This is a genomic window from Arthrobacter pasteuri (assembly GCF_054510955.1).
Genome location: NZ_JBTNDO010000001.1, coordinates 1,479,180 through 1,504,742 on the forward strand (window position 1 = coordinate 1,479,180; position 25,563 = coordinate 1,504,742).

22 protein-coding genes and 1 pseudogene are annotated in these 25,563 nt (G+C 69.5%); 14 read left to right on the top strand and 9 right to left on the bottom strand.

Annotated elements, in window-relative coordinates:
• Window positions 1-6 precede the first annotated feature (6 nt).
• Window positions 7-783, top strand: coding sequence for an enoyl-CoA hydratase/isomerase family protein (locus ACX80H_RS06965; RefSeq protein ID WP_459312047.1), 777 nt, complete (start codon window positions 7-9; stop codon window positions 781-783).
• Here the strand turns inward: ACX80H_RS06965 and ACX80H_RS06970 are convergent.
• Window positions 764-1,036: a hypothetical protein gene (locus ACX80H_RS06970; RefSeq protein WP_459313381.1), complete on the bottom strand. Its 273-nt coding sequence runs from the start codon at window positions 1,034-1,036 to the stop codon at window positions 764-766. The two genes, ACX80H_RS06965 and ACX80H_RS06970, sit on opposite strands and share 20 nt — an antisense overlap.
• Here ACX80H_RS06970 and ACX80H_RS06975 point away from each other — a divergent pair.
• The 7 genes and pseudogenes from ACX80H_RS06975 to purM all read left to right on the top strand — a co-directional run.
• Window positions 981-1,158, top strand: a pseudogene (locus tag ACX80H_RS06975) (2-dehydro-3-deoxyglucarate aldolase); the annotation flags it as partial. The gene ACX80H_RS06970 and the pseudogene ACX80H_RS06975 sit on opposite strands and share 56 nt — an antisense overlap.
• Window positions 1,159-1,172: 14 nt before the next feature.
• Window positions 1,173-2,177 carry an asparaginase gene (locus ACX80H_RS06980; RefSeq protein WP_459312049.1) on the top strand — a complete coding sequence of 335 codons (1,005 nt, stop codon included), beginning with the start codon at window positions 1,173-1,175 and terminating at the stop codon, window positions 2,175-2,177.
• A 9-nt stretch (window positions 2,178-2,186) separates the two neighbouring features.
• Window positions 2,187-2,552, top strand: a complete 366-nt coding sequence (locus ACX80H_RS06985) for a sterol carrier family protein (protein ID WP_459312051.1) — start codon at window positions 2,187-2,189, stop codon at window positions 2,550-2,552.
• Window positions 2,549-4,120: a DUF2079 domain-containing protein gene (locus ACX80H_RS06990; RefSeq protein WP_459312053.1), complete on the top strand. Its 1,572-nt coding sequence runs from the start codon at window positions 2,549-2,551 to the stop codon at window positions 4,118-4,120. The genes ACX80H_RS06985 and ACX80H_RS06990 overlap by 4 nt, the downstream gene beginning before the upstream one ends.
• Before the next feature lie 19 nt (window positions 4,121-4,139).
• Window positions 4,140-4,637 (top strand): hypothetical protein, encoded by a 498-nt coding sequence (locus tag ACX80H_RS06995; RefSeq protein ID WP_459312055.1) that lies wholly within the window; start codon window positions 4,140-4,142, stop codon window positions 4,635-4,637.
• Window positions 4,638-4,766: 129 nt separating this feature from the next.
• Complete coding sequence (gene purF / locus ACX80H_RS07000; protein WP_459312057.1) at window positions 4,767-6,326, top strand: amidophosphoribosyltransferase; 1,560 nt, start codon at window positions 4,767-4,769, stop codon at window positions 6,324-6,326.
• On the top strand, window positions 6,323-7,435 hold the full coding sequence (gene purM, locus ACX80H_RS07005; protein WP_459312059.1) for a phosphoribosylformylglycinamidine cyclo-ligase: 1,113 nt from the start codon (window positions 6,323-6,325) through the stop codon (window positions 7,433-7,435). The genes purF and purM overlap by 4 nt, the downstream gene beginning before the upstream one ends.
• A 102-nt stretch (window positions 7,436-7,537) precedes the next feature.
• Here the strand turns inward: purM and ACX80H_RS07010 are convergent, their stop codons facing one another.
• Both ACX80H_RS07010 and ACX80H_RS07015 read right to left on the bottom strand, forming a co-directional pair.
• A complete protein-coding gene (locus ACX80H_RS07010) occupies window positions 7,538-10,579 on the bottom strand; it encodes an endo-1,4-beta-xylanase (protein ID WP_459312061.1) in 3,042 nt (1,013 codons plus the stop codon).
• Between the two features lie 108 nt (window positions 10,580-10,687).
• Window positions 10,688-11,824 (bottom strand): endo-1,4-beta-xylanase, encoded by a 1,137-nt coding sequence (locus tag ACX80H_RS07015; protein WP_459312063.1) that lies wholly within the window; start codon window positions 11,822-11,824, stop codon window positions 10,688-10,690.
• Window positions 11,825-12,002: 178 nt separating this feature from the next.
• Between ACX80H_RS07015 and ACX80H_RS07020 the strand changes: the two genes are divergently transcribed.
• The 3 genes from ACX80H_RS07020 to ACX80H_RS07030 all read left to right on the top strand — a co-directional run bounded on the left by ACX80H_RS07020 (window position 12,003) and on the right by ACX80H_RS07030 (window position 15,812).
• Window positions 12,003-13,028: a LacI family DNA-binding transcriptional regulator gene (locus tag ACX80H_RS07020; protein ID WP_459312065.1), complete on the top strand. Its 1,026-nt coding sequence runs from the start codon at window positions 12,003-12,005 to the stop codon at window positions 13,026-13,028.
• Window positions 13,029-13,130: 102 nt separating this feature from the next.
• On the top strand, window positions 13,131-14,321 hold the full coding sequence (xylA, locus tag ACX80H_RS07025) for a xylose isomerase (protein WP_459312067.1): 1,191 nt from the start codon (window positions 13,131-13,133) through the stop codon (window positions 14,319-14,321).
• Between the two features lie 3 nt (window positions 14,322-14,324).
• Window positions 14,325-15,812, top strand: a complete 1,488-nt coding sequence (locus tag ACX80H_RS07030) for a xylulokinase (RefSeq protein WP_459312069.1) — start codon at window positions 14,325-14,327, stop codon at window positions 15,810-15,812.
• On the opposite strand, the gene ACX80H_RS07035 is transcribed toward ACX80H_RS07030, so the two are convergent.
• Entirely contained in the window at window positions 15,809-16,477 is a 669-nt protein-coding gene (locus ACX80H_RS07035; protein ID WP_459312071.1) for a hypothetical protein, read from the bottom strand. The two genes, ACX80H_RS07030 and ACX80H_RS07035, sit on opposite strands and share 4 nt — an antisense overlap.
• Here ACX80H_RS07035 and ACX80H_RS07040 point away from each other — a divergent pair.
• A complete protein-coding gene (locus ACX80H_RS07040; protein ID WP_459312073.1) occupies window positions 16,443-17,219 on the top strand; it encodes a YsnF/AvaK domain-containing protein in 777 nt (258 codons plus the stop codon). The two genes, ACX80H_RS07035 and ACX80H_RS07040, sit on opposite strands and share 35 nt — an antisense overlap.
• A 101-nt stretch (window positions 17,220-17,320) precedes the next feature.
• Here the strand turns inward: ACX80H_RS07040 and ACX80H_RS07045 are convergent, their stop codons facing one another.
• Genes ACX80H_RS07045 through ACX80H_RS07060 form a run of 4 tightly spaced genes read right to left on the bottom strand, consistent with a single transcriptional unit; the run spans window position 17,321 to window position 22,741 of the window.
• Window positions 17,321-19,663: a beta-xylosidase/alpha-l-arabinosidase gene (locus ACX80H_RS07045; protein WP_459312075.1), complete on the bottom strand. Its 2,343-nt coding sequence runs from the start codon at window positions 19,661-19,663 to the stop codon at window positions 17,321-17,323.
• Window positions 19,664-19,665: 2 nt separating this feature from the next.
• Window positions 19,666-20,484: a carbohydrate ABC transporter permease gene (locus ACX80H_RS07050; RefSeq protein ID WP_133081221.1), complete on the bottom strand. Its 819-nt coding sequence runs from the start codon at window positions 20,482-20,484 to the stop codon at window positions 19,666-19,668.
• Window positions 20,484-21,431 (bottom strand): carbohydrate ABC transporter permease, encoded by a 948-nt coding sequence (locus ACX80H_RS07055; RefSeq protein ID WP_459312077.1) that lies wholly within the window; start codon window positions 21,429-21,431, stop codon window positions 20,484-20,486. The genes ACX80H_RS07050 and ACX80H_RS07055 overlap by 1 nt, the downstream gene beginning before the upstream one ends.
• A gap of 8 nt (window positions 21,432-21,439) precedes the next feature.
• On the bottom strand, window positions 21,440-22,741 hold the full coding sequence (locus tag ACX80H_RS07060; protein ID WP_459312079.1) for an extracellular solute-binding protein: 1,302 nt from the start codon (window positions 22,739-22,741) through the stop codon (window positions 21,440-21,442).
• Between the two features lie 176 nt (window positions 22,742-22,917).
• Here ACX80H_RS07060 and ACX80H_RS07065 point away from each other — a divergent pair, with 176 nt between their 5' ends.
• The gene (locus ACX80H_RS07065; protein WP_459312081.1) at window positions 22,918-23,976 is read left to right on the top strand and encodes a LacI family DNA-binding transcriptional regulator; all 1,059 of its coding nucleotides are present in this window, start codon (window positions 22,918-22,920) and stop codon (window positions 23,974-23,976) included.
• A 94-nt stretch (window positions 23,977-24,070) separates the two neighbouring features.
• Window positions 24,071-25,210: an ROK family transcriptional regulator gene (locus ACX80H_RS07070; RefSeq protein ID WP_459312083.1), complete on the top strand. Its 1,140-nt coding sequence runs from the start codon at window positions 24,071-24,073 to the stop codon at window positions 25,208-25,210.
• A gap of 111 nt (window positions 25,211-25,321) precedes the next feature.
• Here the strand turns inward: ACX80H_RS07070 and ACX80H_RS07075 are convergent, their stop codons facing one another.
• Window positions 25,322-25,561, bottom strand: a complete 240-nt coding sequence (locus ACX80H_RS07075; protein WP_459312085.1) for a DUF3073 domain-containing protein — start codon at window positions 25,559-25,561, stop codon at window positions 25,322-25,324.
• Window positions 25,562-25,563 lie beyond the last annotated feature (2 nt).

Here is a 25,563-nt window from a genome sequence, read left to right on the forward strand (position 1 = left end):
GCGACCATGATCGACCTGCTGATCCACGGGCCCGTGGCCGAAGTGGTGCTGAACGCGCCGGACCGGATGAACTCCCTCGACGAGGCAGCCCTCGGGGAGCTCGGTGACGCGTACGGCGAGGCCGAGCGGGCTGGAGTGCGGGCCCTGATCCTGCGGGGCGAGGGCCGCGGGTTCTGCGCCGGCCGGAACATCTCGGCGGTCGACCCGGCGGTCGACGACGCCTACGGGTTCCTCGCGACGAAGGTCACCCCCCTGCTGCGCGCCATGAGCAGCTTTCCCGCCCCAACCTTCGCTGCGGTCCAGGGCGCCTGCCTGGGGCTGGGACTGGGCTTGGCCATCGCCACCGATGTCGTGTACGTCGCGGACACGGCGAAAATCGGGTCCCCCTTCGCCAGGCTCGGTGCCACCCTCGACTCCGGTGGGCACGCGCTCTTCACCGAGCGGCTCGGCGCCCACCGCGCGCTGGACCTGATCTACACCGGCGACCTCATGAGCGGAGCCGAGGCAGTACGCTCCGGCCTCTTCAGCCGATCCCTTGCAGCAGACGAGTTGCTCGAGTTCACCCGCGCCAGGGCGGCAGCAGTGGCCGACGGGCCCACACAGGCCTTCCTCGCATCACGCGAGCTGGTGGCCCAGATCCGCGACCAGCGGCTGGGACTGTGGGAGTCGCTCGAGCACGAGAACCGGGTGCAGGGCCAACTCTGCGGCAGCGCCGACTACGCCGAGGGCTTCGCGGCGTTCCAGCAGAAGCGCACACCGCGCTTCACCGGTGGCCGGTCGTAGGTACGCCTCCGCCTTCTCGTTCCCGGAGCCCTGGCCGCTCGCTGCGCTCACGTGACACCTGCCAGGTGGCCCGCTGCGCCGTGCGCAGTGGCGAGTGGAGGCCCGCGAAGAACTGCTCGAGCTCGCCGGTAGCGTCGAGGGGAACCACGACGGCAACATTCTGGTCCGGGCGGACCACGACGACGACCCCGGAACTGACAGCTGCAGTACGCGTGGGAAAGCCGGCCGGCGTCAACGCGTTCACCCCCGCCACAGCGCCACTACCTGGACCGCGGGGCATCCTTCATCCTCGTCGGAGCCGACGTCGCCCTCCTCGCCCGCGGGTCCGAAGCCCTCGTCGCTGCCTTCATCCCTCCCGACGTCGACGGCGGGTAGGGAATACTGGGACCATGCCCTCCACCTTCACGACGGCTGACGCCGTCGACTTCGCCGTCCTCGAACGCAACGGCTTCATCGAGTCTCGCCACATCGGTGCCGCCGTCGTCCTGGCGGCGGATGGCTCCGTGGTGACCGAACTCGGGGACATCAGCAGCCCGATCTTCCCCCGCTCCACCCTCAAGCCCTTCCAGGCGCTCGCCAGCATGAAGGCCGGCGTACCGCTGCGCGGCCCGCAGGTGGCCCTCGCCGCCGCGAGCCATGTCGCCAGCCGCGAGCACATGGACGTGGTCCGCACCATGCTCGACGCCGCAGGCGTCACCGAGGACGACCTGCAGTGCCCCGAGGACTGGCCACAGGACGAGGAAGCCCGCAACGAGCTGGTCCGCAGCGGCAAGGGCAAGCAGCGCATCGCCTTCAACTGCTCGGGCAAGCACGCGGCCTTCCTGTGGGCCTGCACCGAGAACGGCTGGGACACCGCAACCTACCTCGAGCCCACGCACCCGCTCCAGCGCTCGGTGGCCTCGGTCATCGAGGAATACACCGAGGAGTCCGTGGCGGCGTGGGGCGTCGACGGCTGTGGCGCCCCCGTCGCCGCCGTGTCACTGACGGGGCTCGCCCGCGGCATCGGCAAGGTCGCCAAGGCGCCCTCGGACAAGCACGCCGACGCGCGGGCGGCGACGGTCGCCACCGCGATGCTCGACTACCCCTGGGCCGTCCACGGCAACGGCATGGAGAACTCGGTGGTCATGGAGGACCTCGGCGTCCTCGCCAAGAGCGGGGCGGAAGGCGTCCTCGTCCTCGCCGCACACACCGGCGCGTCCCTGGCCCTGAAGGTCCTCGACGGCAACTCCCGGGCCGCCACCCTCGTCGGCCTGACCCTGCTCGCCGCGTCCGGCGCCATCGACGCCGACAAGGTGGGGACCGTCCTCGAGAAGGTGGTACCCCCGGTCCTCGGCGGCGGTCGCCCCGTCGGCAGCCTGCGGCTCGCCGCCCCGGTCCTGGCCCTGCTCGACTAGGAACGGACCATGGCACGACGACGCATCACAGGCGAGGACGGCCGCCGGGCACTGGCCCGGGTGGCGGACGGTTCGGCCGGCCGGAACGAGATCGCGACGGCCGTGCGCTTCACACTGGAGGAACTCGCCGAACTGGCTCCCGGCAACAGCGTCGAGGTCCGCGTACCGCCCTTCGGCGTCACGCAGTGCGTCGAAGGGCCCCGCCATACCCGCGGCACACCGCCGAACGTCGTCGAGACGGACGCCACCACGTGGCTCGCCCTCGTCAGCGGCACCACGGACTGGCCGTCGGCGGTCTCGGCGGGCAAGGTCGCTGCGTCCGGGCAGCGCGCCGACCTCAGCGCCTGGCTCCCCCTCGCCGGGCTCCACGGGTGAGCACGGACCGGAGGGTCGGCGCCGCGGAGCAGGACGGACAGCCGAGCGCCGCGGGGCAGGACGGGCGACCGAGCGCCGCGGGGCCGGACGGGCGACCGAGCGCCGCGACCGCGGCCGGGCGGCCCGCCACCGCGCGCCGCGCGGACGTTGAACTTGGCACCCACCTGAGCACCCTCCCGGCCCGCACGTCCCGAGCCGTGCGGGGCCAGCCCCTCGGTGCCTGGCTCACCGGTCTCGCAGCGGCCGCCCTGTACACCGTCTTCTCCGTCACCCAGTGGAACCGGCTGAGCTCGCCGTCCTGGGACCTCGGCATCTTCACGCAGCTGGCGAAGGCATACGCCGGGTTCGGTGCACCGATCGTCCCCATTAAGGGCGAGGACTTCAACCTACTGGGCGACCACTTCCATCCGCTGCTCGTGCTGCTGGGGCCCGCGTACGCGGTCGCGCCGTCGGGCCTCACTCTCCTGGTCGTGCAGGATCTCCTCTTCGCCCTGTCGGTGGCCGTCGTGGCACGGGCCGGGACGCGCCTCCTCGGCCCGCTCGCCGGGATCGCGGTCGGTATCGCCTACGCCCTGTCCTGGGGGCTGCAGTCGGCCGTCGCCGCGCAGTTCCACGAGATCGCGTTCGCCGTGCCGCTCCTCGCGCTGAGCCTCGAGGCCGTCCTGCGGCGCCGCATCCTGCCGGCCGTCGTCTGGGGCGGGCTGCTCGTCTTCGTCAAGGAGGACCTCGGGCTCACCGTCATCGCCCTCGGACTGGTGATCGCGTGGCGCCTCCGCGCCGCCGCGGGACTCTGGCTGTCCGCCTGGGGACTCCTGTGGCTGATCCTCTCGGTCCGGCTGATCCTCCCGGCCCTGAACTCCGCCGGGCAGTACGACTATTCGGACCGGATCGACGTGCGTGCGATGATCGCTGACCCCGTGAGCGCCGTGGTCGACCTCGTCTCCGGGACGGCGAAGCACGAGACGCTCCTGCTGCTCCTGCTCGCCGGCGGGTTCCTGTTCCTCCGCTCCTCGTTGAGCCTGGTACTGCTGCCGACCCTCCTGTGGCGGTTCGCGTCCACCCAGGGCGGCTACTGGGGGCCCGAGTGGCACTACAGCGCCGTACTGATGCCCGTGCTCTTCCTCGCCCTCCTGGACGGCGTGCATACGCTGCGGACCCGCCCCCGGAGCTGGGTGCGCAGCACCGCGCTGGTCGGCATCCCCGCCGCCGTCGCGGCCTGCCTGGTGCTGTTGCCCGGGCAGAAGTTCACCGTGCTCGTGGAGCCGGAGACCTACTGGAAGTCGGATCGCTGGGACGCCGCGCGCCGCATGATGGACCTCATCCCGGAAGGATCGACGGTGGAGAGCGGGGTGGTGCTGATGGCCTACCTCGTCCCCGACACCCGCGTGTACTGGCTCGGCAACACCAACCCGGCACCGGACTACCTCATCGTCGACGCGGACGACTGGAGCTGGGGCTCCGTCCGGCCGAGCGACGCCGAGGCCCACGCGGAGCAGCGCTACCCCGGAACCGACTACACACTCGTCTTCGGCGAGGCGGGCTACCAGCTCGTCGAGCGGCGTCCCTGACGCCCGGTAGCCTTAAACCATGACCTCCGAGCAGCACTCGCCGACCACTCCTCCCGAGCACCCCGACACGCGCGGCGCAGTGCCTGCGGACGGGCAGCGGGTCCCCGGTGACCGCGAGGATCCGGTGACCCCGGGCCCTGCCGGCGATGCCTCCCCCGAGCCTGCCGCTCCCGCCACATCCACCGCTCCCGCCGCATCCACCGCCGGGGCTCCTGCAGAACCTGCGGTCGAGGAGGCTCCCGCCTACCGCGAGGTGACCGTCCGGAGGGCACCCAAGTTCGTGCCCTTCATGATGCTCGGTGCGATCCTCGGTTTCCTCGCTGCACTGGTGATCGCCTACACGGGCCCGGCCGATCCCACGCTCACCCGCGAGTCCATCCTCGGTTTCTTCACCGTGGCCTTCGCCATCCCGGGCCTGATGCTCGCGGCGCTGCTCGTGCTGGTCTTCGACCGGCGGAGCGTGAAGCGGGCGGAACGCGCCCGTGCGGAGCGCACCTACGACGACGGAGCGGCCTGACTCCACAGCGCCGGGAGGGTCCGGGCGGAACACCGGCACGCAGGGCGCCCGCCCCCACCCCGCGGAGGTGTGTCCTACGCCGGCTTCCCTTCGCGCGGGCGGCATTGCGTGCCGTGAGAGAATAGGCGCATGGCGCGCGGCGACGGACAACTCTCCCATGATCTTCTACCCGGCGAAAAAGGACCCCAGGATGCCTGTGGTGTTTTCGGCGTCTGGGCACCTGGCGAGGAGGTCGCCAAGCTCACCTACTACGGCCTGTACGCGTTGCAGCACCGCGGCCAGGAATCGGCGGGTATCGCCACCAGCGACGGCCACAGGATTAACGTCTACAAGGACATGGGCCTGGTGTCCCAGGTCTTCGACGAGGCGACGCTCAACACCCTGACCGGCCACATCGCCGTCGGGCACTGCCGCTACTCCACCACCGGGTCCTCCCACTGGGCCAATGCCCAGCCCACGCTCGGAGCGACCGCGGCCGGCACCGTCGCCCTCGCGCACAACGGCAACCTCACGAACTCCGCCGAGCTGTACCAGATGGTCCTTGACCGCCACGGCAAGCCCCGCGCGGGAGAACTCGCGCAGGGCAACACCACCGACACCGCCCTCGTGACCGCGCTGCTCGCCGGGAACGACGGCCGCTCGCTGGAGCAGACGGCCATGGACCTGCTGCCGAGCATCCGCGGCGCCTTCTGCTTCGTCTTCATGGACGAGGGCACCCTCTACGCCGCACGCGACGCCTACGGTGTCCGTCCCCTCGTCCTCGGCCGCCTCGAGCGCGGCTGGGTCGTCGCCTCCGAGCAGGCGGCCCTCGCCACGGTCGGCGCGAGCTACATCCGCGAGATCGAGCCCGGCGAGTTCATCGCCATCGACGAGGACGGCGTGCGCAGCAGCCGCTTCGCACAGACGACCGCCGCGGGCTGCGTCTTCGAATACGTGTACCTGGCCCGGCCTGACGCCGCGATCGCCGGACGCTCGGTGTACGAGTCGCGCGTCGAGATGGGCCGCCAGCTGGCCCGCGAGAACGCAGCCGCGGCGGACATCGTGATCCCGGTCCCGGAGTCCGGCACGCCGGCCGCCGTCGGATTCGCCGAGGAGTCGGGCATCCCCTTCGCCCACGGTTTCGTGAAGAACGCCTACGTGGGCCGCACCTTCATCCAGCCCAGCCAGACCCTGCGCCAGCTCGGCATCCGGCTCAAGCTCAACGCCCTCGAATCGGTCATCCGCGGCAAGCGCATCATCGTGGTCGACGACTCGATCGTCCGCGGCAACACCCAGCGCGCCGTCGTCCGCATGCTGCGCGAGGCCGGGGCGGCCGAGGTCCACGTCAAGATCTCCTCGCCGCCGGTGCGCTGGCCCTGCTTCTACGGCATCGACTTCGCGTCGCGTGCCGAGCTGATCGCCAATGGTGCCGCGATCGACGAGATCAGCAAGTCCATCGGCGCCGACAGCCTCGCGTACATCTCCGAGGACGGCATGATCGACGCGACGCAGCAGCCCCGCGAGCGCCTCTGCACGGCGTGCTTCACCGGGACGTACCCCATCGAACTGCCCGACGACGACCGCCTCGGCAAGAACCTGCTCGAGCGCTCCAATCCTGCGGACAAGTCCGGAGCCACGGGATGCGATCCGGGGCCGGACGCCGAATTCGAAGCCGTACTGACCGACGAAGACAAGAAAGAGCGGGTATGAGCGCGTCCAACCCCATCACGTATGCCAGCGCAGGAGTGGACGTCGAAGCGGGTGACCGCGCCGTCGAGCTCATGAAGGACGCGGTGCGCGCGACGCACGGCCAGCAGGTCCTCGGCGGGGTGGGTGGTTTCGCCGGGCTCTACGACGTGTCCCGCCTCCTCACCTACACGCGGCCGCTCCTCGCGACGTCCACCGACGGCGTGGGCACCAAGGTCGCCATCGCGCAGGCGATGGACATCCACGACACCATCGGGTTCGACCTGGTGGGCATGGTCGTCGACGACATCGTGGTGGTCGGCGCGGAGCCGCTCTTCATGACCGACTACATCGCGTGCGGGAAGGTCGTCCCCGAGCGCATCGCGGACATCGTCCGCGGCATCGCGGCCGGCTGCTCGGCCGCCGGCACGGCACTGGTCGGCGGCGAGACCGCGGAACACCCGGGCCTGCTCGGTGAGCACGAGTACGACGTCGCGGGCGCCGCGACCGGCGTCGTCGAGGCCGACCGGGTCCTCGGTCCCGAGCGCGTCCGCGAGGGCGACGTCGTGATCGGGATGGCTTCGTCGGGCCTCCACTCCAACGGCTACTCGCTGGTGCGCCGGGTCATCAACCAGGCCGGCTGGGCCCTCGACCGCCAGGTCTCCGAACTCGGGCGGACCCTCGGCGAGGAGCTCCTCGAGCCGACGCGCATCTACGCCTCCGACTGCCTCGCGCTGGCCCGTGCGGACGCAGCGCAGGTGCACGGCTTCAGCCACGTCACCGGCGGCGGGCTCGCGGCGAACCTCGCCCGGGTGCTTCCCCGCGGGCTCGAAGCGACCGTGGACCGCTCCACGTGGGAGCTTCCGCCGATCTTCACCCTCGTCTCGCAGCTCGGTTCCGTGCCCCTGCCGGACCTCGAGCGCACCCTCAACCTCGGTGTCGGCATGGTCGCGATCGTCGGAGCCGGTGGCGCGGATGCCGCCCTCGCCCAGCTGAACGCGGCCGGCGTGCCGTCCTGGATCATGGGCAGCGTGCAGGCCGCGGGCAACGGCAGCACGGACGGACCCGACTACGTGCAGGGCGCCAAGGGCGTCGACGGCGGCTCGGTGCGACTGCTCGGCGCCTACGCCTGACCGGGCGGGTCCGCACGAGCAGGACGAGAACAGCACGACGAAGCCCCTGCCCTCGGAGAGGACAGGGGCTTCGTCGTGCTCAGTGCGGTTCAGCGACCTGCGTCAGGGCTTCCCCGCCTCCTTGCGCGTCACGACGATGTCGAACGAGCTGGTCCGGGAGTTCCCGGCGTCGTCCGTCGCGGTGCACGTGACCGTCGTGATGCCGACCGGGAAGCGGCTCCCCGACAGGGGTACGCAGGCCAGTGGCACCACGCCGTCGAGCGTGTCGATGGCCGACGGCAGGACGTAGGCCACCTTGGCGCCGCTGGCCCCGTTGGCGACCGCCGTGATGTCCGAGGTGTCCGCGATCCGCGGCGGCAGCACATCGGCCGGCCGTGCGGGCAGCTTGGCAGGGTCGACGATGCCCCAGTAGGCCGGGGTGACCTGCAGCTCGTCGTCGAAGGGCAGCGGCTGCTCCCAGGGACGGGCCATCGGCCAGGTCCGCAGCCAGGTGCGGGCGTTGCTGATGCCCCAAAAGGTCACCGAATCGACGGATTCGTTGTGCTCGCGCAGCATGGCGAAGAGGTCGCGGTAGTAGTAGCCGACCTCCGCCGCCGCGTCCGCGTCGTCCTCGAACGCCGGGCTGTAGGGATCCACCGGAGCGCCGCTGACATCGGCACCCTGGTTCTCCGTCGACGCGTTGACGTCCAGTTCGGTGATGGCCTGCAGGAGCTTCGGGTCCAGGGCCTCGACGGCCTTGACGGAGTCCTCGAGCCACTGCACGGGGCGGGCGACGTCGACATGGGCCTGGTGCCCCACGCCGTCGATCGGCACGCCGCGGGCCTCGAGTGCGCTGATCAGCTCGAGGTAGTCGGCCCGCTTCTCCGGCATCTCGGTGTTGTACTCGTTGATGAACAGGGCCGCGTCGGGGAAGTAGCGGTCGGCCAGGCGGAAGGCCTGGTCGACGAAGCCCTCGCCGAGAACCTGGAACCAGCGGCTGTCCCGCATGTCGTGCGGGTTGGCGTTGTCGCCGTCCGCGATGACCTCGTTGACCACGTCCCAGGCCCAGATGGGGCTGTTCCCGTCAGGGTAGCGGGCGTTGATGTGGTCCGCGATGCCCTTGATGTGTGCTTCCATGCGTGCCTTGAGGAGCGCCTGGTCGGCCGGGCTGTTCGTCAGGTCGCGGGTACCGTCCTTGAAGAACCATGCCGGGGTCTGCGAGTGCCATGCGAGCACGTGCCCGTAGACCTTCACGTCGTTCGCGTCCGCGAAGTCCAGCAGCTGGTCCAGCTGGGTGAAGGTGAACTGTCCCTCGACCGGCTGCACGCTCTCCGGCTTGCCCGCGTTCTCGGGCGTGAAGGCGTTGAAGTGCTTGCGCACGAGGTCGGCGGCCGTTCCCACGGTCTCTCGCGCGTCGATGGCCACACCGACGTGCTCGATGCCGTCAGCGCCGAGCACGTCCTTCAGCCCGGGGACATCCGTCTGGATGGACGTCTCGGTGAACGGTGCGAGGCTGAAGTCGTCCAGCAGGAAGTCCACTCCCACCGCACCCTCGACGTACACCTGCGCCTTGTCGGCAGCCGCACCGAGCGTGTAGGTGCCCTTGAGCTGGGTCCAGCCGTCGGCGGTGACCGAGGCGCCGGCCCCGGCGACGCTGTCGTACGCGCTCCCGCCGCCGTTGTCGCGCTGCACCGACACCTTGAGCGATGCCGGAGCCTGGCCCGGTGCGAGCTTCGCCCACACGGATACCTCGACCGCTGTCCCGACCGGCAGGTCGGCCGTGACGTCGAGGGCCGCTCCGTGCCAGGGCTGCGTGCGGTTCGTGACGAGCAGGCTGCCGGAACCGGTGCGCGCATCGGTGCTCGCTGCGACGGAGACTCCGTCGCCGCGGGCCGTCCAGCCGTCGGTGCCGGCCTCGAACCCGGAGGTGACGCCGACGGATCCTGCAACCGCGGCTCCACCGCTCGGCAGGGTGAACGTCCACCCCTCGGCGAGCTTCTCGGTGACGACCGTCGTGACCGCCTTGACGGTGTTCGAGCGGTCCCCACCGCCGTCGTGGGCGAGGACCACGGCGCCGGGGGTGAAGGCCTTGCGGAGGTTCGCGGTCAGGGTCGCCTCGCTGAGGTCGTTGCCGTCCCAGTCGAAGATGATGCTGCCGAGGCCGAGCGGCTGCATGCCGAGCGCTGCGGCGACCTCGCCGGTGGCGCCCCAGCTCCCGTTGGGTGCGCGGAAGTAGGGAACCGGGAGCGACGGGTCACCGACGGCGGCCCGGATGATGCGCAGGTTCTCCTTGAGGTCGGTCTCGATCTGCGCCTGGGTCCACGAACCCATGTCCGCGTAGGACGTACCGTGGTTGCACAGGGTGTGCCCCTCGGCGACGATGCGCCGCAGCAGGTCGGTGCCGCCGGAGGCTTGGACATTCTGTCCGATGATGCAGAAGGTCGCCGTGATGCCCTTGTCCCGCAGGAGGTCGAGCACGGCGGCGGTCTCGCCCGGGTTGGGCCCGTCGTCGAACGTCAGGGCGACGGCGTTGCCCGTCGCGCGTGCCGAGGCGAGGGGCGTGGTGGTGGGGTTCATCGCGCCACCCGGGACGAAGGAGGGGTCGGGCGTGGGCTGCCACGCTCCCCCGTCGGCAGGTGCGGCCGTGCCGGTGATCACGACGTCGTCCACGAGGTAGTCGTAGGGTGCACCCAGGTCTCCCGTTCCGAGGTAGGCCCGCAGCGTTGCCGGGTCGGCTCCGGCGGGGGCGTTGAAGGTGCCGGTCACCGTCGTCCAGGCATCCGCAGACACCGTGGTGTTGCCCACCCAGCTGTAGGCGGGTTCGACGACGAAGCGCGCCGACGTCGTCGTGCCGGCTGCCGCCGAGAGTTTCACCTGCGCGGAGAAGGTGTAGGTTCCTCCCGCCTGCAGGAGGTTGGCGGGCGTCTTGATGCCGTCGTAGTCGTTGGTCCTGCCCTTCACCAGCAGGGCCTTGTCGCCGTCGGCGTCGACGACCGACAGTGCGGGCCCGCCGTTCTGCGCCAGCGGGCTGAAGCTGCCGTCCTCGAAATCCTCGTTCAGCAGGACTGTCGGTTCGTCGGCCTGGGCCGCCGGGAGCGCGAGGGCGCCGGCTCCCGTCATCAGGCCGAACGCCGTAGCGCCTGCGACCAGACGTCGTTGTCTCATGGTTCTCCTTGATGGTGTGGCCCGTCCGCGTACGGACGGGCCACAGACTGCTGGGGGTCGTCGTGCTGGTCGTGCTGGTGGTCGTGCTGCTGGTCGTGCTGGTGGTGCCTAGCGGTTACCACGCCCGGGGGACGCCTGCTCGAGGCTCTCCTGGAGTGCGTAGTAGGCGGGCTTGCGGGTGAAGTCGTTCCACATCACGGTCGCTTCGCCCTCACCGGAGAAGAACACCGGGACCCAGGAGTACTTGTCGGTGAAGCCCCAGATCGTGAAGGAGTTGCACTCCTCCACCGAGATGCAGGCGTCGAGTGCCCGCTGGTAGTAGCTCGCCTGCTTCTCGAGCTGCGCGGCAGTGGGCTGCGTCCCCGCTGCCACGTCCATCCGCACGTCGATCTCGGTGATCGCCGTCTCCAGCCCGAGGTCGTCGAAGCGCTGCAGGTTGGCCTGGAGGTCGCCGGGGAAGCCGTAGCGCGTGCTCAGGTGACCCTGGATGGCGAAGCCGTCCACGGGCACGCCCTGGGCCTGCAGCTGCGGGATGAGCTTGATGTAGGCGTCGCTCTTCGCGTTGACGCCCTCCACCCCGTAGTCGTTGAAGAAGAGCTTCGCCTTGGGGTCGGCCTCGTGGGCCCAGCGGAACGCATCGGCGATGATCTCCGGTCCCAGCTCACGGATCCAGATGTTGTCCGTGGTGCGCAGGGTCCCGTCGCCGTTGAAGATCTCGTTGGCGACGTCCCACTGCTGGATCTTGCCTGCGTAACGTCCGACGACGGTCTGGATGTGGTCCTTCAGGATGGCGCGCAGCTCATCCTTCGAGAAGTTGCCCTGTTCCAGCCAGGCAGGGTTCTGGCTGTGCCAGAACAGGGTGTGGCCGCGGACCACCTGGTGGTTCTCCTGCGCGAACTGGACGATGGCGTCCATCTCGGCGAAGCGGTAGGTGTCGCGTGCGGGGTGCACGAACTCCCACTTCAGCTGGTTCTCCGGTGACACGGAGCTGAATTCGGCGGCGAGGTGCTGCAGGTATTCCTTGTCATTGGGGAACGGGGCCGGGTAGGGCTGGGTCTCGTGGTGACCGCCGCCTGCGACGGCAGTGCCGATCTTCAGGTCCTGCGGGGCTGCCCAGCGCAGGGTGTCCTGCTTCTCGATTCCGGGCTTCCGGGGGGCTTCCTGTGCTGCGAGTGCAGGGGTTGCGGTGGGAAGAATCAGCGCCGACGCGAGGACTGCGGCGGCAAGGGACTGACGGGCCTTCATGAGCTCTCCTTTGAGGTACTTCAAGTGCGGTTGCCCGAAACTTTCCTCGGAACTTTTCCGGAACTTTCCGGAAATACCGTTGCTGTAGGTTAGGAACACCGCGCACCACAGGTCAAGGGTGTGAAGGAAATTGGTTCCGGGAGGCATCTGTCGCCCGAGGGGGCCCGAGGAGGCTGATGTGCAGGACAACACCAACCCCGCCGTGACGATCTCGGCGATCGCCTCGGCGGCCGGAGTCTCCATCCCCACGGTGTCGCGCGTCCTCAACGGCCGCTCCGACGTCGCTCCCGCAACCCGCGAACGCGTCGAGGTCCTGCTGCGCGAGTACGGCTATCGCCGCCGCGGAACAGCACAGGCAGGGCCCTCCGGGCTGGTGGACCTGGTCTTCAACGATCTGGACAGCCCCTGGGCCGTCGAGATCATCCGGGGCGTCGAGGAGTCCCTGAACTCCGAGGGACTGTCCGTCGTCGTGTCCGCCATCCACCGCCGGGGAGGCGCCGACTCCACGCGCAAGTGGCTCGACACTCTCGGCGCGAGGACCAGCGACGGCGCCATCCTCGTCACGACGGACCTGGACTCGTTCCTCCACGCGGAACTGCAGCGCCTCAACCTGCCCGTGGTCGTCGTCGATCCTGCCGGCGTACCGGACCTGGAGGTGCCGACCATCGGGGCGACGAACTGGACCGGCGCGGTCACCGCGACCGAGCACCTCATCCAGCAGAACCATCGCCGCATCGGGTTCGTCGCGGGCCGGCCCGGGTTGTGGTGCAGCCGCGCACGCCTCGACGGGTACCGGGCGGGGCTCGACGCTGCCGGCATCGAGTACGACCCCTCCCTCGTTCTCGGCGGGGACTTCGACTACGCCTCCGGATTCGCCGCGGGAAGGGACCTCCTCTCGCGCGCCGACCGCCCCACCGCGATCTTCGCCGCCAGCGACCAGATGGCCCTCGGCGTCTACGAGGCCGCGCGCCAGCAGGGCCTGCGCGTCCCCGACGACGTCAGCGTGATCGGGTTCGACGACCTCCCCGAGGCAGGGTGGGCATCACCGCCGCTCACCACGGTCCGGCAGCCGCTCTCCGAGATGGGCACACTGGCGGCCCGGACCCTCGTACGCCTGATCCGCGGCGAGCCGGTGGAGAGTCCCCGCATCGAACTGTCCACCCGCCTGGTGACCCGGGCGAGCGTGCGCGCGCTCAGTAACTGAGGGCCGGCTGCGCCAGAAGAAGATCTGGGCTTGACTCTGGGCGTAAACCTAATATGTTTGTAACGGCAACATATTGGTCACACACACTTCCTGGAGCACTCAATGGCGATCGAGCCCACCCGCGATGACAAATTTTCCTTCGGACTCTGGACTGTGGGCTGGGAGGCCCAGGACCAGTTCGGTTCAGCGACTAGAGCACCGCTCGACGTCGTCGAGGCCGTCAACCGCCTGAGCGACCTCGGCGCGTACGGCATCACCTTCCACGACAACGACCTCTTCCCCTTCGGCTGCTCCCCGGCCGACCGGCAGCGCGAGATCGACCGCCTGACCGGCGTCCTGAAGTCCACCGGCCTGATCGTGCCGATGGTCACCACCAACCTCTTCAGCCACCCGGTCTTCAAGGACGGCGGCTTCACGAGCAACGACCGCGGCGTGCGGCGCTTCGCCCTGCGCAAGGTCCTGGACAACATCGACCTCGCCGCGGAACTCGGCGCCAAGACGTTCGTCATGTGGGGCGGCCGCGAAGGCAGCGAGTACGACTCGGCCAAGGACATCCGCGGCGCCCTGGAACGCTACCGTGAAGCGGTCAACCTCCTCGGCGACTACGTGACGGACAAGGGCTACGACATCCGCTTCGCCATCGAGCCGAAGCCGAACGAACCCCGCGGCGACATCCTCCTGCCTACCCTCGGCCACGCGATGGCGTTCATCGAGACCCTCGAGCGCCCCGAGCTCGTCGGCATCAACCCGGAGACCGGCCACGAGCAGATGGCGGGCCTGAACTTCACCCACGGCATCGCCCAGGCGCTGTACCAGGGCAAGCTGTTCCACATCGACCTCAACGGCCAGCGGAGCATCAAGTTCGACCAGGACCTCGTCTTCGGCCACGGCGACCTCCAGAACGCCTTCTCGCTGGTGGACCTCCTCGAATTCGGCGGACCTGCCGGCGGCCCCTCGTACGACGGCCCCCGGCACTTCGACTACAAGCCGAGCCGGACCGAGGACATGGACGGCGTCTGGGACTCCGCTGCGGCGAACATGCAGACCTACCTCCTGCTCAAGGAGCGCGCTGCAGCCTTCCGCGCGGACCCCGAGGTCCAGGCTGCTCTGGCCGCCTCGCGTGTCTCGGAGATCAACGAGCCCACCCTCAACCCCGGGGAGAGCTACGACGCACTGCGTGCCGACCGCTCCTCCTACGAGGACTTCGACACCGAGTCGTACTTCAACGGCAAGGGTTTCGGCTTCGTGAAGCTCCAGCAGCTCTTCATCGAGCACCTGCTCGGCGCCCGCTGATCCATGGCCCTCGTTGCTGGCGTCGACTCGTCCACACAGAGCTGCAAGGTCGTCGTCGTCGACACGGCGACTGGCGCGGAGGTCCGTAGCGGCCGCGCCCTCCACCCGGAGGGCACGGAGGTCGACCCCACTGCATGGTGGGAGGCCCTGAGGTCCGCACTGGAGGCCGCAGGAGGACTGGCGGACGACGTCGATTCCCTCGCGGTCGCGGGCCAGCAGCACGGAATGGTGCTGCTGGGCCGCGACGGCAGGGTACTGCGCGACGCGTTGCTGTGGAATGACACGCGGTCGGCCGGCGCTGCCCGGGACCTGATCGGCGAGTTCGGTGCCGATGAGCTCGTGGCCCGCACCGGACTGGTCCCCGTGGCGTCGTTCACCGGCACCAAGGTGCGGTGGGTGCGTGACGCCGAGCCCGATATCGTTCCTGCGATCGCTGCCGTCGCACTCCCCCACGACTGGCTGACCTGGCGCCTGCGCGGTTTCGGGCCGGCGGGGGAATCGCCCCTCGGCCCCGTGCTGGAGGAACTGGTGACGGACCGCTCCGACGCCAGCGGCACCGGCTACTGGAGCCCGGCGACGGGTGGGTACGATCTCGCGCTGTTCGAGGACATCCTCGGCCGCCCCGCGCGCGAAGCGCAGGGTGGCGGGGAGACGGTCCCGGGTGACGGGTCCGAGGTCATCCTCCCCCGGGTCCTCCCGGCCGAGGCGGTCGCGGGCACCGCGCATTCCTCGTTCCTCGCCTCGGAAGCCCACCGGATCGTCCTCGGGGCGGGTGCGGGCGACAACGCCGGCGCCGCCCTCGGGCTCGGTGCGGAGGAGGGTGACGTCGTCGTGTCCCTCGGGACGAGTGGGACGGTCTTCGCCGTCGCACCGAAACCTGTCGCCGACTCCTCGGGGGCGGTGGCCGGATTCGCCGACGCCAGCGGACTGTTCCTGCCGCTCGTGGCGACCCTCAACGCGGCACGCGTGCTGTCATCGGTGGCGGGGATCCTCGGCGTGGACCACGACGGCTTCGCCGGGCTGGCCCACGAGGCCGCGCCCGGCGCCGACGGCGTGGTCCTGGTGCCCTACTTCGAGGGTGAGCGCACCCCGAACCTGCCGACGGCCAAGGCCAGTTTCCACAACCTCAGCATCGCCTCGAGTACCCGCGCGAACCTGGCGCGGGCTGCCATCGAAGGGATGCTGTGCGGGCTGGCGGACGCGCTGGACGCCGTGCGGGCAACGGGCGTCGAGCCGCGGCATCTCCTGCTGATCGGCGGAGCAGCCCAGAACGGCGCCGTCCAGGAGGTCGCCGCGCAGGTGTTCGACCTGCCGGTCCGCATCCCGGCGCCCGGGGAATACGTGGCGCGGGGGGCTGCGGTGCAGGCTGCGTGGGCCCTGACGGGATCCCGACCGCAGTGGTCCGTGGACACCCTGAAGAACCAGGCCCCGGATCACCGTCCGGTCATCCGGAAGCAGTACCGGGCAGCAATCGGGTCCGTGACGTTCTAGCCCGGTACGGCGACCCAGCCGTGCACGACGATCCATCCCTGTACGATGACGAGGCACCGACCCACCCGGGTCGGTGCCTCGTCGTCGTTCTGGTGACCTCCCGGTACCGTCCGGGGTCGTCCTGGGCTGCGTTGCTGGATGCCGGCCTGGTGGTTGATGCCCACCTGGTCGACCTTGCGGTGGAAGCGCATCCCGGCCTTGCCGCCCAGGATCGCGCCGAGAAGCGGGATGAGGATCGCGATGGCCAAACCGATCAGACCGCCGGCCGTCAGGGCACTGCCGTCGACGGGGATGCTCGGTGCGCCCTGGATGGTGGAGAGGACGTCGAACTGGTTGCCGGCGACGGCGGCGAGGATGGCGAGGACGATCGCGATGATGATGCCCCAGAGCCAGACGGCGATGCCCTGCTTGACACCGTCGAACCGTGCCATACGACCGGCGACGTAGCCGCCGCAGTAGTAGGCGACGAACAGGATGATCGCGAGGACGATCCCGCTGACGATGCCGATGGTCTGCGCATTCTCGGTGGCCTGGTTCGCGGCGTCGTTCGCGTTGCTCGAGTTGGACGCTCCGATGCGGACGCCGATCGCCGTCGCCGGTGCGCTGAGGATGACGGTGAGGCCGATGGCCGTGAGCCAGCCGAAGAAGGCCGACCCGAACTTCATCCCGCCGAACTGCTCCTTCTCCGCGGCCACGACGTCGTTGCGCCGGCTCTTCGGCACCAAGCAGAGCTTCGTACCTCTCGAGGACGCGACGGCGGACGGCAAAGACCTCCGGGTCCCCTATTCCAAGGACCTGGTCAAGGACGCCCCATCGGTCGAGCGCGACGGACACCTCAGCCCGGAGGAGGAAGAGCGCCTCTACCGCCACTACAACCTCTCCAGCGGGGGCACCGGCACCACGACCGGCACGGGTACGGGTACGGGCCTGACAGGTGAGGGCCGCGAAGCCCCGGGCTTCCAGCGCGGCGATGAGCAGGTCGACTGCACGAATCTCCATGGAACGGTCGGCCACGACACCTCAGGGCCCACGACGCACGAGGCGATGACGCGGTCGAAGGAGGAGCTCCGCGTCGGCGCGGAGACCCGGGAAACCGGCAGGGCGCGCCTGCGCAAGCACGTGGTCACGGAGAACGTCAGCGAGACGGTGCCGCTGAGGCACGAGGAGGTCCGTGTGGAGCGCGAGCCCATCACGGACGCCAACCGCGACGCCGCCACCAGCGGGCCCGCCATCAGCGAGGAGGAGCACGAGGTGGTCCTGACCGAGGAACGGCCGGTCGTCGAGAAGGAAGCCGTTCCTGTCGAGCGCGTGCGGCTCGACAAGGAGACGGTCACCGAGCAGCAGCCCGTGGAGGGGCAGGTGCGCGAGGAGCGCATCGAGGTGGAGGGCGACAACACCCACCGCTGACGTCCAGAACGTCCTCGGCACCCGGAACGCCGCAGCCCGCTCCCGCGAAGGCGGAAGCGGGCTGCGGTCCGGTTGGATACCGGCAGGTCACTGGCGGTGCGTCAGAGGGAGACCACCGTGATGTCGCAGTGCAGTCGCCGGGTGTGGTCGACGTACCGGGCCTCGCCCGTCAGGGTAAGGGGTACCGATGCGCGGATGTCGCTGCTCGAGGCGCCGATGCGGAGGTCGAGCGCCCCGGGCTCGACGACACGCAGTCCGTCGCGCCCGGTGAAGGCGGTAACGTCGGCAGGGACGGTGAACGCGACCCGCGCCGAGGCTCCCGCGGCCAGGGGTACGCGTGCGTAGCCGATCAGTCGCTGCACCGGCCGGACGACGGACGCCACGGGGTCGTGCAGGTAGAGCTGCACGGTTTCGACGCCGTCGCGCTCGCCCGCGTTGGTGACGGTGATCTCCACGGTCACCTCGCCGTCCGTGGAGGCGGTGTCCGCCGACGGTTCGACGTCCTGCCAGGTGAAGTCCGTGTAGCTGAGGCCGTGGCCGAAGGCGAACGCCGCCGTCGGATCGATGTTGGACACGCTGTTCGCCTGAGCCAGCGGAGCCGCGAGGTAGGTGGACGGCTGCGCGCCCGGCGTCCCCGGGATGCTGACCGGCAGGCGTCCGCTCGGGTTGATCCTCCCACTCAGGACACCGGCGACAGCGGCCGCGCCCTCCTCGCCGGGAAAGAATCCCTGGACGACGGCGGCGGCATCGGTCGCGGCGGAACCGAGGGCATAGGGACGCCCCGTGAGCAGGACGACGACGACCGGTTTGCCGGTCGCGAGCAGCTCGTCGAGCAGCTGCTGCTGGACGCCCGGGAGCGCGAGGGACTCGGCGTCGCACCCTTCGCCGCTCGTGCCGCGGCCGAAGAGCCCCGCACGGTCCCCGAGGACGGCGACGACGACGTCGGACCCTCCGGCGACGGCGAGCGCCTCGTCGAAGCCCGTCGTCGCGGTGCCGTCGATGGTGCAGCCCGCGGCGATCGTGATGTCGCTGCCGTCGAACTCGCGCTGGACGGCGTCCGCGACCGTGGGGATGGTGAGGCCCATCTCCACCTCGGGATGCTGCTCTCCCACGTGGGCGGGGAAGGAGTAGCAGCCCAGGAACGCCCGGTGCGTGTCCGCGTTGGGACCGATCAGGGCGATGCGGGGAGCGCCTGCGAGCGGCAGGATCCCGCTGTTGCGCACCAGGACGATGGACTGCTCGGCGAGCTCGCCGGCGATGGCACGGTTGGCCGGAGTGTCGAGGTCGACGACCGGGACGCCGGCCCCGGCGCCGGCGAGGGCCGGAGGAACCGGTGACCATTCGGGATCGAGCAGGCCGAGGTCCAGCTTCTGCTGCAGGACGCGGCGGAGCGCGCGATCGACGAACCCCTCGTCCAGCCTGCCACCGTCGATCTCGGCGAGAAGGTGCTCGCCGAAGGTGTGGATCGTCGGGAGTTCGACGTCCACGCCGGCCGTCAGCGCTGCCGCCGCGGCCTCGCCGAGCGTCGCGGCCACGCGGTGGAGCTCCTTGAGGAAGGCGATGCCGAAGTAGTCGGCGACCACGGTCCCGTCGAAGCCCCAGGTGTCACGGAGGAGCGCGGTCAGGAGCGAGGCGTCGGCGGCCGTCGGTACGCCGTCGATGTCCGTGTAGGCGTGCATCACCGAGCGGACCCCGGACTCGCGGATCGCCATCTCGAACGGAGGCAGGAGCACGTCGGCACGCTCGCGCTCCCCGATGGAGACCGGGGCGAGGTTGCGGCCGGCCTTGGACGCCGAATAGCCGACGAAGTGCTTGAGCGTCGCGACGATCCCGGCCCGCTCCAGTCCCTGCACGTAGGCCGTGGCGATGGTGCCGATCAGGTAGGGGTCCTCGCCGATGGTCTCCTCGACCCGGCCCCAGCGGGCGTCGCGCACGACGTCGAGCACCGGGGCGAGCCCCTGGTGGACGCCCACGGAGCGGAGGTCCGCGCCGATAGCCGAGGACATGGTCCGCACCAGTTCCGGATTGAACGTGGCACCCCATGCTAGGGGCACCGGGTAGGCGGTCGCCTTCCAGGCAGCGAAGCCGGCGAGGCATTCCTCGTGGACGAGGGCGGGGATGCCGAAGCGGTTGGCCGCCGCGATGCGCTCCTGCGTCCGCTGCAGCGACAGGGCACCGAGCCCGGGCTCCACGGGGGCTGTGCCGAAGGGCCGGGTCAGCTGGCCGAGGCCGTGCGGCAGGAGTTCGTCGAGGTCGACGGGCTCGTTCATCTCGTTCTGGTGGGGAGCCACCTCGCCGCCCTCGGTGTTGGCCCCGACCCAGACGCCGACCAGCTGGGCGACTTTCTCGCGAAGGGTCATCGCCTGGATCAGGGCCTCGACCCGGTCCTCGGGTGCTGCGGCGGTGTCCCGCCAGGGGGCGTCGTTCAGTGTTGTTTCAGTCATGGTTACTTTCCGCCAGCGCCCATGAGGCCCTGGACAAGCGCGCGGCGCGCAAACAGGTAGACGAGCAGTACGGGCACCATCGACAGCGTGACCGCGGCCAGCAGGCCCGGGATGTTGATGCCGTACTGGGTCTGGAAGTTGAAGAGGCCGAGGGTCACCACGCGGGTGCTCTCGGACTGGGTCAGGATCAGGGGGAACAGGAAGCCGTTCCACGCCTGGAGCGCGGAGAAGACCGCGATCGTCGAGATCCCACCCTTGGACAGCGGGAGGACCAGCCGGAAGAAGGCACGCGCCGGGCTCGCGCCGTCCATGGCCATCGCCTCGTACAGCTCCCCCGTGATGTCGCGCATGGTGCCGCTGAGGATGAGCGTGCAGATCGGCAGCGCGAAGGCCGCCGTGGGGAGGATGACGCCGATCAGGTTGTCGTACAGCCCCACCGTGTTGATCAGGTAGAACACCGGCACGATCACGGCCTGCGCAGGGATCGCGAGGCCCAGCAGGAAGAAGCGGAACACGAACGACGCCGCCCGGCTCTGGCTGCGCACGATCGCGTAGCTCAGCGGCGGCACGAGCAGGAGGACGATCGCGACGACGCCGACCGTCACCACGACCGTGTTGAGGAAGTAGCGGCCGAAGCCGCTCGTGATCGCATCCACGTAGTTCTGCAGGGTGAAGCTCGTGGGGAAGGACAGCGGGCCGTTGTCCCCGAACTCCTCACGCGTCTGGAAGGTGCCCGACAGCATCACGTACAGCGGGATCGCGACGATCAGCAGCCAGACGAAGGAGCCGATCCCGGCGAAGTAGTTGGGACGGGTTTTCATCAGAGTCCTTCCAGCGAACTGTTCATCTTGTCGTACCCGGACACCTTGACCACCACGAGGGAGATCAGGGTCGCGACGACGACGAGGACCAGGGCGATCGCGCTGCCGACGCCGAAGTCGAAGCTCTGGAACGCCTCCTGGTACATGTAGAAGGCGGTGATGGTGGTGTCGGTACCCGGCCCGCCGTTGGTCAGGATGAGCACCGTCTCGAAGGTCGTCAGGCCGCCGACCACCATCAGGATGATCGAGGTGATGGCAGTGTTCCGCAGCTGCGGCAGGGTGATGGAGAAGAACTGCCGCACCATGCCCGCGCCGTCGATCGACGCCGCCTGGTAGAGCACGTGCGGGATACCCTTGGCCGCGCCCTGGTAGATCAGGGTGTGGAAGGGCGTGAACTGCCACATGCCCACGAAGATGAGGACGCCGATGGCGCCGGACTGGGTGCCGAGCAGGTTGCCGTCACCGAACAGCCACGGCAGCTGGCCCGGGATACCGAAGTTGGGATCGAGCAGCGCCCGCCAGAGGACGGAGATCGCGGCCGAGGACAACAGCAGCGGGATGAAGTAGATGGCGCTGAGCACGGCGCGGTTGCGCTGGTTGCCCGCCGCCCAGACACCGAGCAGGATGCTCAGCGGCGTCTGGGTGACTACCCCGAGGACGATGAACAGGAGGCTGAGCCAGAGGCTCTTGAGCATCACCGGATCGGCGATGAGCGTCTTCCAGTTCTCGAGCCCCACGAACTCGGGGTCACCGAGGCCGCTCCACGAGGTGAAGGACAGGACGGCGACGGCGGCGAGGGGAACGAGCGCGAAGAGCGCGAAGAAGATGGTGGCGGGCAGGGCCCAGGCGAAGCCCGGGCGACCCACGGACGAGGCGCCCGAGCGGGCCGGGCGGCTCACGGTGGAGCCGCCCGGCGCTGGCTGCCTGCGGGTAGCAAGCGTTGTCATGGTGTGTCCTAGAGGCTCTGCATTGCCTTGATGAAGCCGTCTTCATCGATCTGGCCGCTGAAGAACTGCGCTACGGCCGTGTGGATGGTGACGGTCGCCTCGGGCGGGTAGGCCTGGTCCCAGGAGAGCTGGAAGTGCGGCGCGTCCTTCACGAGGTCGAACTGGTACTTCGCGTACTCCGGGTTGGAGGCCTGGTCGAGGAACTCCTCCGTGTTCGTGGTGGTGGGCAGGTTGCCGATGGCGATCTGCTCCTGCACGAACTCGTCCGAGTACATGAGCTTCAGGAACTCGGCGGCCTCTTCGGGGTACCGGGTGTCCTTGGTGATGGAGTAGAAGTTGTTCGTGTTGCCGGCGAGGTTGTCGGGATCGCCCTCTCCGCCTTCGATCGCGGGGAACTCGCTGTAGCCGAGGACGTTCTCGGCGAACTCGGGGTTGGCATCCAGGTGCGTCGCGTAGGCCCACGAACCCATGAGTTCGAAGCCTGCCCGGCCGCTGGAGAGCAGGGTGGGAGACCCGCCGTCGGTGAACTTCACGGAGTCGAAGTTGGTACCGAAGGCACCTGCGTCGATCAGTTCGCGCAGCTTGCCGAGCGCCTCACGGCTCTCCTCGGACTCCCAGACGCTCGTGTCGCCGTCGAGCGCGGCCTGGAACAGGTCCTCGCCGGCCACGCGGTCGAAGACGTACTGGAACCACATCTGGGTCGGCCACTGGTCCGCGCCGCCGAGCGCGATCGGGGTCACGCCCGCCGCCTTCAGCTTCTTGACGTCCTCGAGCAGCTCGTCCCAGGTTGCGGGAGGAGCATCGATGCCGGCCTTCTTGAGCACCTCGGAGTTGTTGAAGAGCATGACCGGCTGCGTGCCACGCATCGGGATGCCATAGCTCTTGTCGTCGACGACCGCCGTGTCGAAGACGGACGGCAGGAAGGCGTCCTTCAGCTGCGGGTCCTCCTCGATGAAGTCGTCGAGGGGCAGCAGCAGATCCGCCTTCACGAAGTTCGCGATGCTTCCGCCACCCCAGTTGAAGAAGATGTCCGGAGCGGAGTCGGTGTCGATGATGGTCTGCAGCTTGGTCTGGTAGTCCGCGCCGGGGATCGTGTCGAGCACGACCTTGACGTCGGAGGTCTCGTTGAACTTGTCCACCATGGCCTGCTCGACCTTGTTGCTGGCATCACCGTAGACGGCGAGGTGCAGCTCGTTCTCGGGCCGGCTCGAAGCGTCGCCGCCTCCGCCGCCGCACCCTGCCAGGGTGAGGCCCAGCATCATGACCGCGGTGCCCGCAAGGCTGCGGGACATCCAGGTTCGGTTGTTCATCGTTGAACGCCTCTCGAAAGTTTCGACGATTATATCGAAAGTTGTGTGATGGGTTGAGTGTATGTAACCGGGCTCTCACTTCGCAAGCCGGATGTGCTGCCGGTCACAGAACGCGGGTGGCGGCCGCCGCAGCCCCATGCCGCGGCCTCTTTCGACCCCGCATGTAAGCTGTGCGCATGTCGATTCCGGCGGAAGAACCGCGCGTCACCCTCGCCCAGCTCGCGGCGGCCGCGGGCGTATCCCTCTCCACGATCTCCAAGGTGCTCAACGGCCGTGCTGACGTGTCCCCGAAAACCCGGGCGAAAGTTGAGGAGCTCCTCGAGGAGCACGGCTACCGCCGGCGCAAGGAATCCGCGGCCAAGGCAGGCCTCGTCGAACTCGTGTTCCACGAGCTGGAAAGCGCGTGGGCGTTCGAACTCATCCGCGGGGTGGAGAACGTGGCGAGCGAGCACGGCATGAGCGTGGTGCTGACCGAGACGGGAACGCGGCACGCCCCGGGCCCCGAGTGGATCGAAGGCATCCTGTCGAGGCGCCCTGCCGGCGTCGTCCTGGTCTTCTCCGACCTGCCGCAGGAGTTCCGCAGGAAGCTCGACGCACGCTCGATCCCCTTCGTGATCATCGACCCGGCCGGGGACCCCGCACCCGACGTCCCCTCCGTCGGTTCGGCGAACTGGTCCGGCGGCATGATGGCCACGCGGCACCTCATCGACCTCGGCCACACCCGGATCGCCGCGATCAGCGGGCCGGAGGACATGATGTGCTCTCTCGCCCGGATCGACGGCTACCGTTCGGCCATGAACCTGGCCTCCCTGCCGATCGACCCGGAACTCATCCGCTACGGGAACTTCCACGTCGACGGCGGACGCGACCACGCCCTCGCCCTGCTGCGCGGGCCGAATCCCCCGACGGCGATCTTCGCGGGCAGCGATCTCCAAGCCCTTGGCGTGCTCGATGCGGCACGCCAGATCGGGCTGCGGGTCCCCGACGAGCTGTCGATCGTGGGATACGACGACCTGCAGCTGGCGCAGTGGTCCAGCCCTGCCCTGACCACCGTGCACCAGCCGCTCATCCAAATGGCCGAGGAAGCCACGCGCATGGTCCTCCGCCTGCGCGACGGCGAGCGTCCCAACAACCTGCGGCTCGACCTCGCGACCAGCCTCGTGGTGCGCCAAAGCACCGCACCGCCCTCCACACCTGCCACCGCTGCTACGCGGCCGGTGCCGCAACGGGCGTGACCGCGCGCGCTTCTGGATACGATAGGCCGAGACCAGGCGCCGAGGGCTCCTGCAGGACGAAGGAGAACCCAGGGCCGTGCGGCAACCCGGCGGAATGAACGGCACCGAAAGCCTTCGCACGCAGAACCTGTCCCAGATCCTCACGATGGTGCACCGGAACGGCCCGCTCTCCCGCTCCGAACTGACCCGGCGCAGCGGCTTCAACCGTTCGACTGTCGGCGCCCTCGTGTCCGCCCTCTCGGAGAAGCACCTGGTGCACGAGACGGAACCGGCGGGAGACGGCAGGGTGGGACGTCCCAGCCCCATCGTGCAGGCCAACCCGGGGGTCGCCGTCCTAGCCGTGAACCCCGACATCGATGCCCTGACCGTCGGTGTCGTCGGCCTGGGCGGGAAGGTGCACGCGCGCGTGCGCCGCGAGACCCGCAGCGTGCCGTCCCTCGATGACGCGGTGCGGCTCACCGACGACATAGTGGCCGACCTCCAGCCTGTCCTGGCGCGCCTCGACCAGATCCTCGGCGTCGGGATCGCGCTTCCCGGACTCGTCAATGCGGGCGCAGGGCGCGTGCTCATCGCACCGCACCTGGGCTGGCGGGACGCCGACCTCACCGGACCGTTCGGCAGCGCCCTGGGCCTTCCCGCGGTCGCAGCCAACGACGCGTCCCTCGGATCGCTCGCCGAGAGCATCTTCGGCGCCGCGATCGGCCTGGACCACGCGGTGTACCTCAACGGCAGTGCCAGCGGCATCGGCGGCGGCATCGTGACCGGAGGCGCACAGCTGGTCGGGAGCCGCGGCTACGGCGGCGAACTGGGCCACACGCTCGTCCGGGCAGGCGGGTCCGCCTGCCATTGCGGGCGCTCGGGCTGCCTCGACGCCGAGGTCCGGCTGGAGCGCCTGCTGGACGCGGCCGGCCTCTCGGGCGGCGGTATCGAGGCGCTCGAGGGCGTGCTGTCCGATGACCCCGCACCCGCTGTCCGGGACGAAGCCGATCGCCAGCTGGAGCTGCTCGCCGTCGCCCTGGTGAATTTCGTCAACATCTTCGATCCGGAGCTGATCGTCCTCGGCGGCTTCCTCGGCTCCCTGTTCGGCTTCCACGGCGCCCAGCTCACGGAGGCGGTGAACCGGGGGTCGCTGGCCGGCGGGGTGCACGTGCGCCGCGCAGCGCTCGGCCCGGAACTCCTGCTGGTGGGAGCGGCGGAACTCGCCTTCCAGCCGCTCCTCGCGTCACCCTCCTGAGGGCGGTCCGGCCACGCCTCCGCCGACCGGCGCCAGGGCACGCAGAACGGCGCATCGTCCCGAAGGACGGATGCGCCGTGTGCGGTATCGAGGAGGTCGGTCGACCGGAGGTCAGCCGATGCGGCGCGAGCCGCTCTCCTCACCATCGTCGTCGAGATCATCGGCGTACTTGTCCGCGTACTCCGAGTAATCCGGCTCGACCGGCTCGAGAGGTTCGGTACGCCGCGAGGACGCACGACTACCCGGGCCTGTGAGCTCTCGCTGCAGTGCCGAATAATCAGTGGCCGGGCTGAAGTACTTCATGTCCCTGGCCTGCTTTGTAGCTTTTGCCTTTTGACGGCCGCGCCCCATGG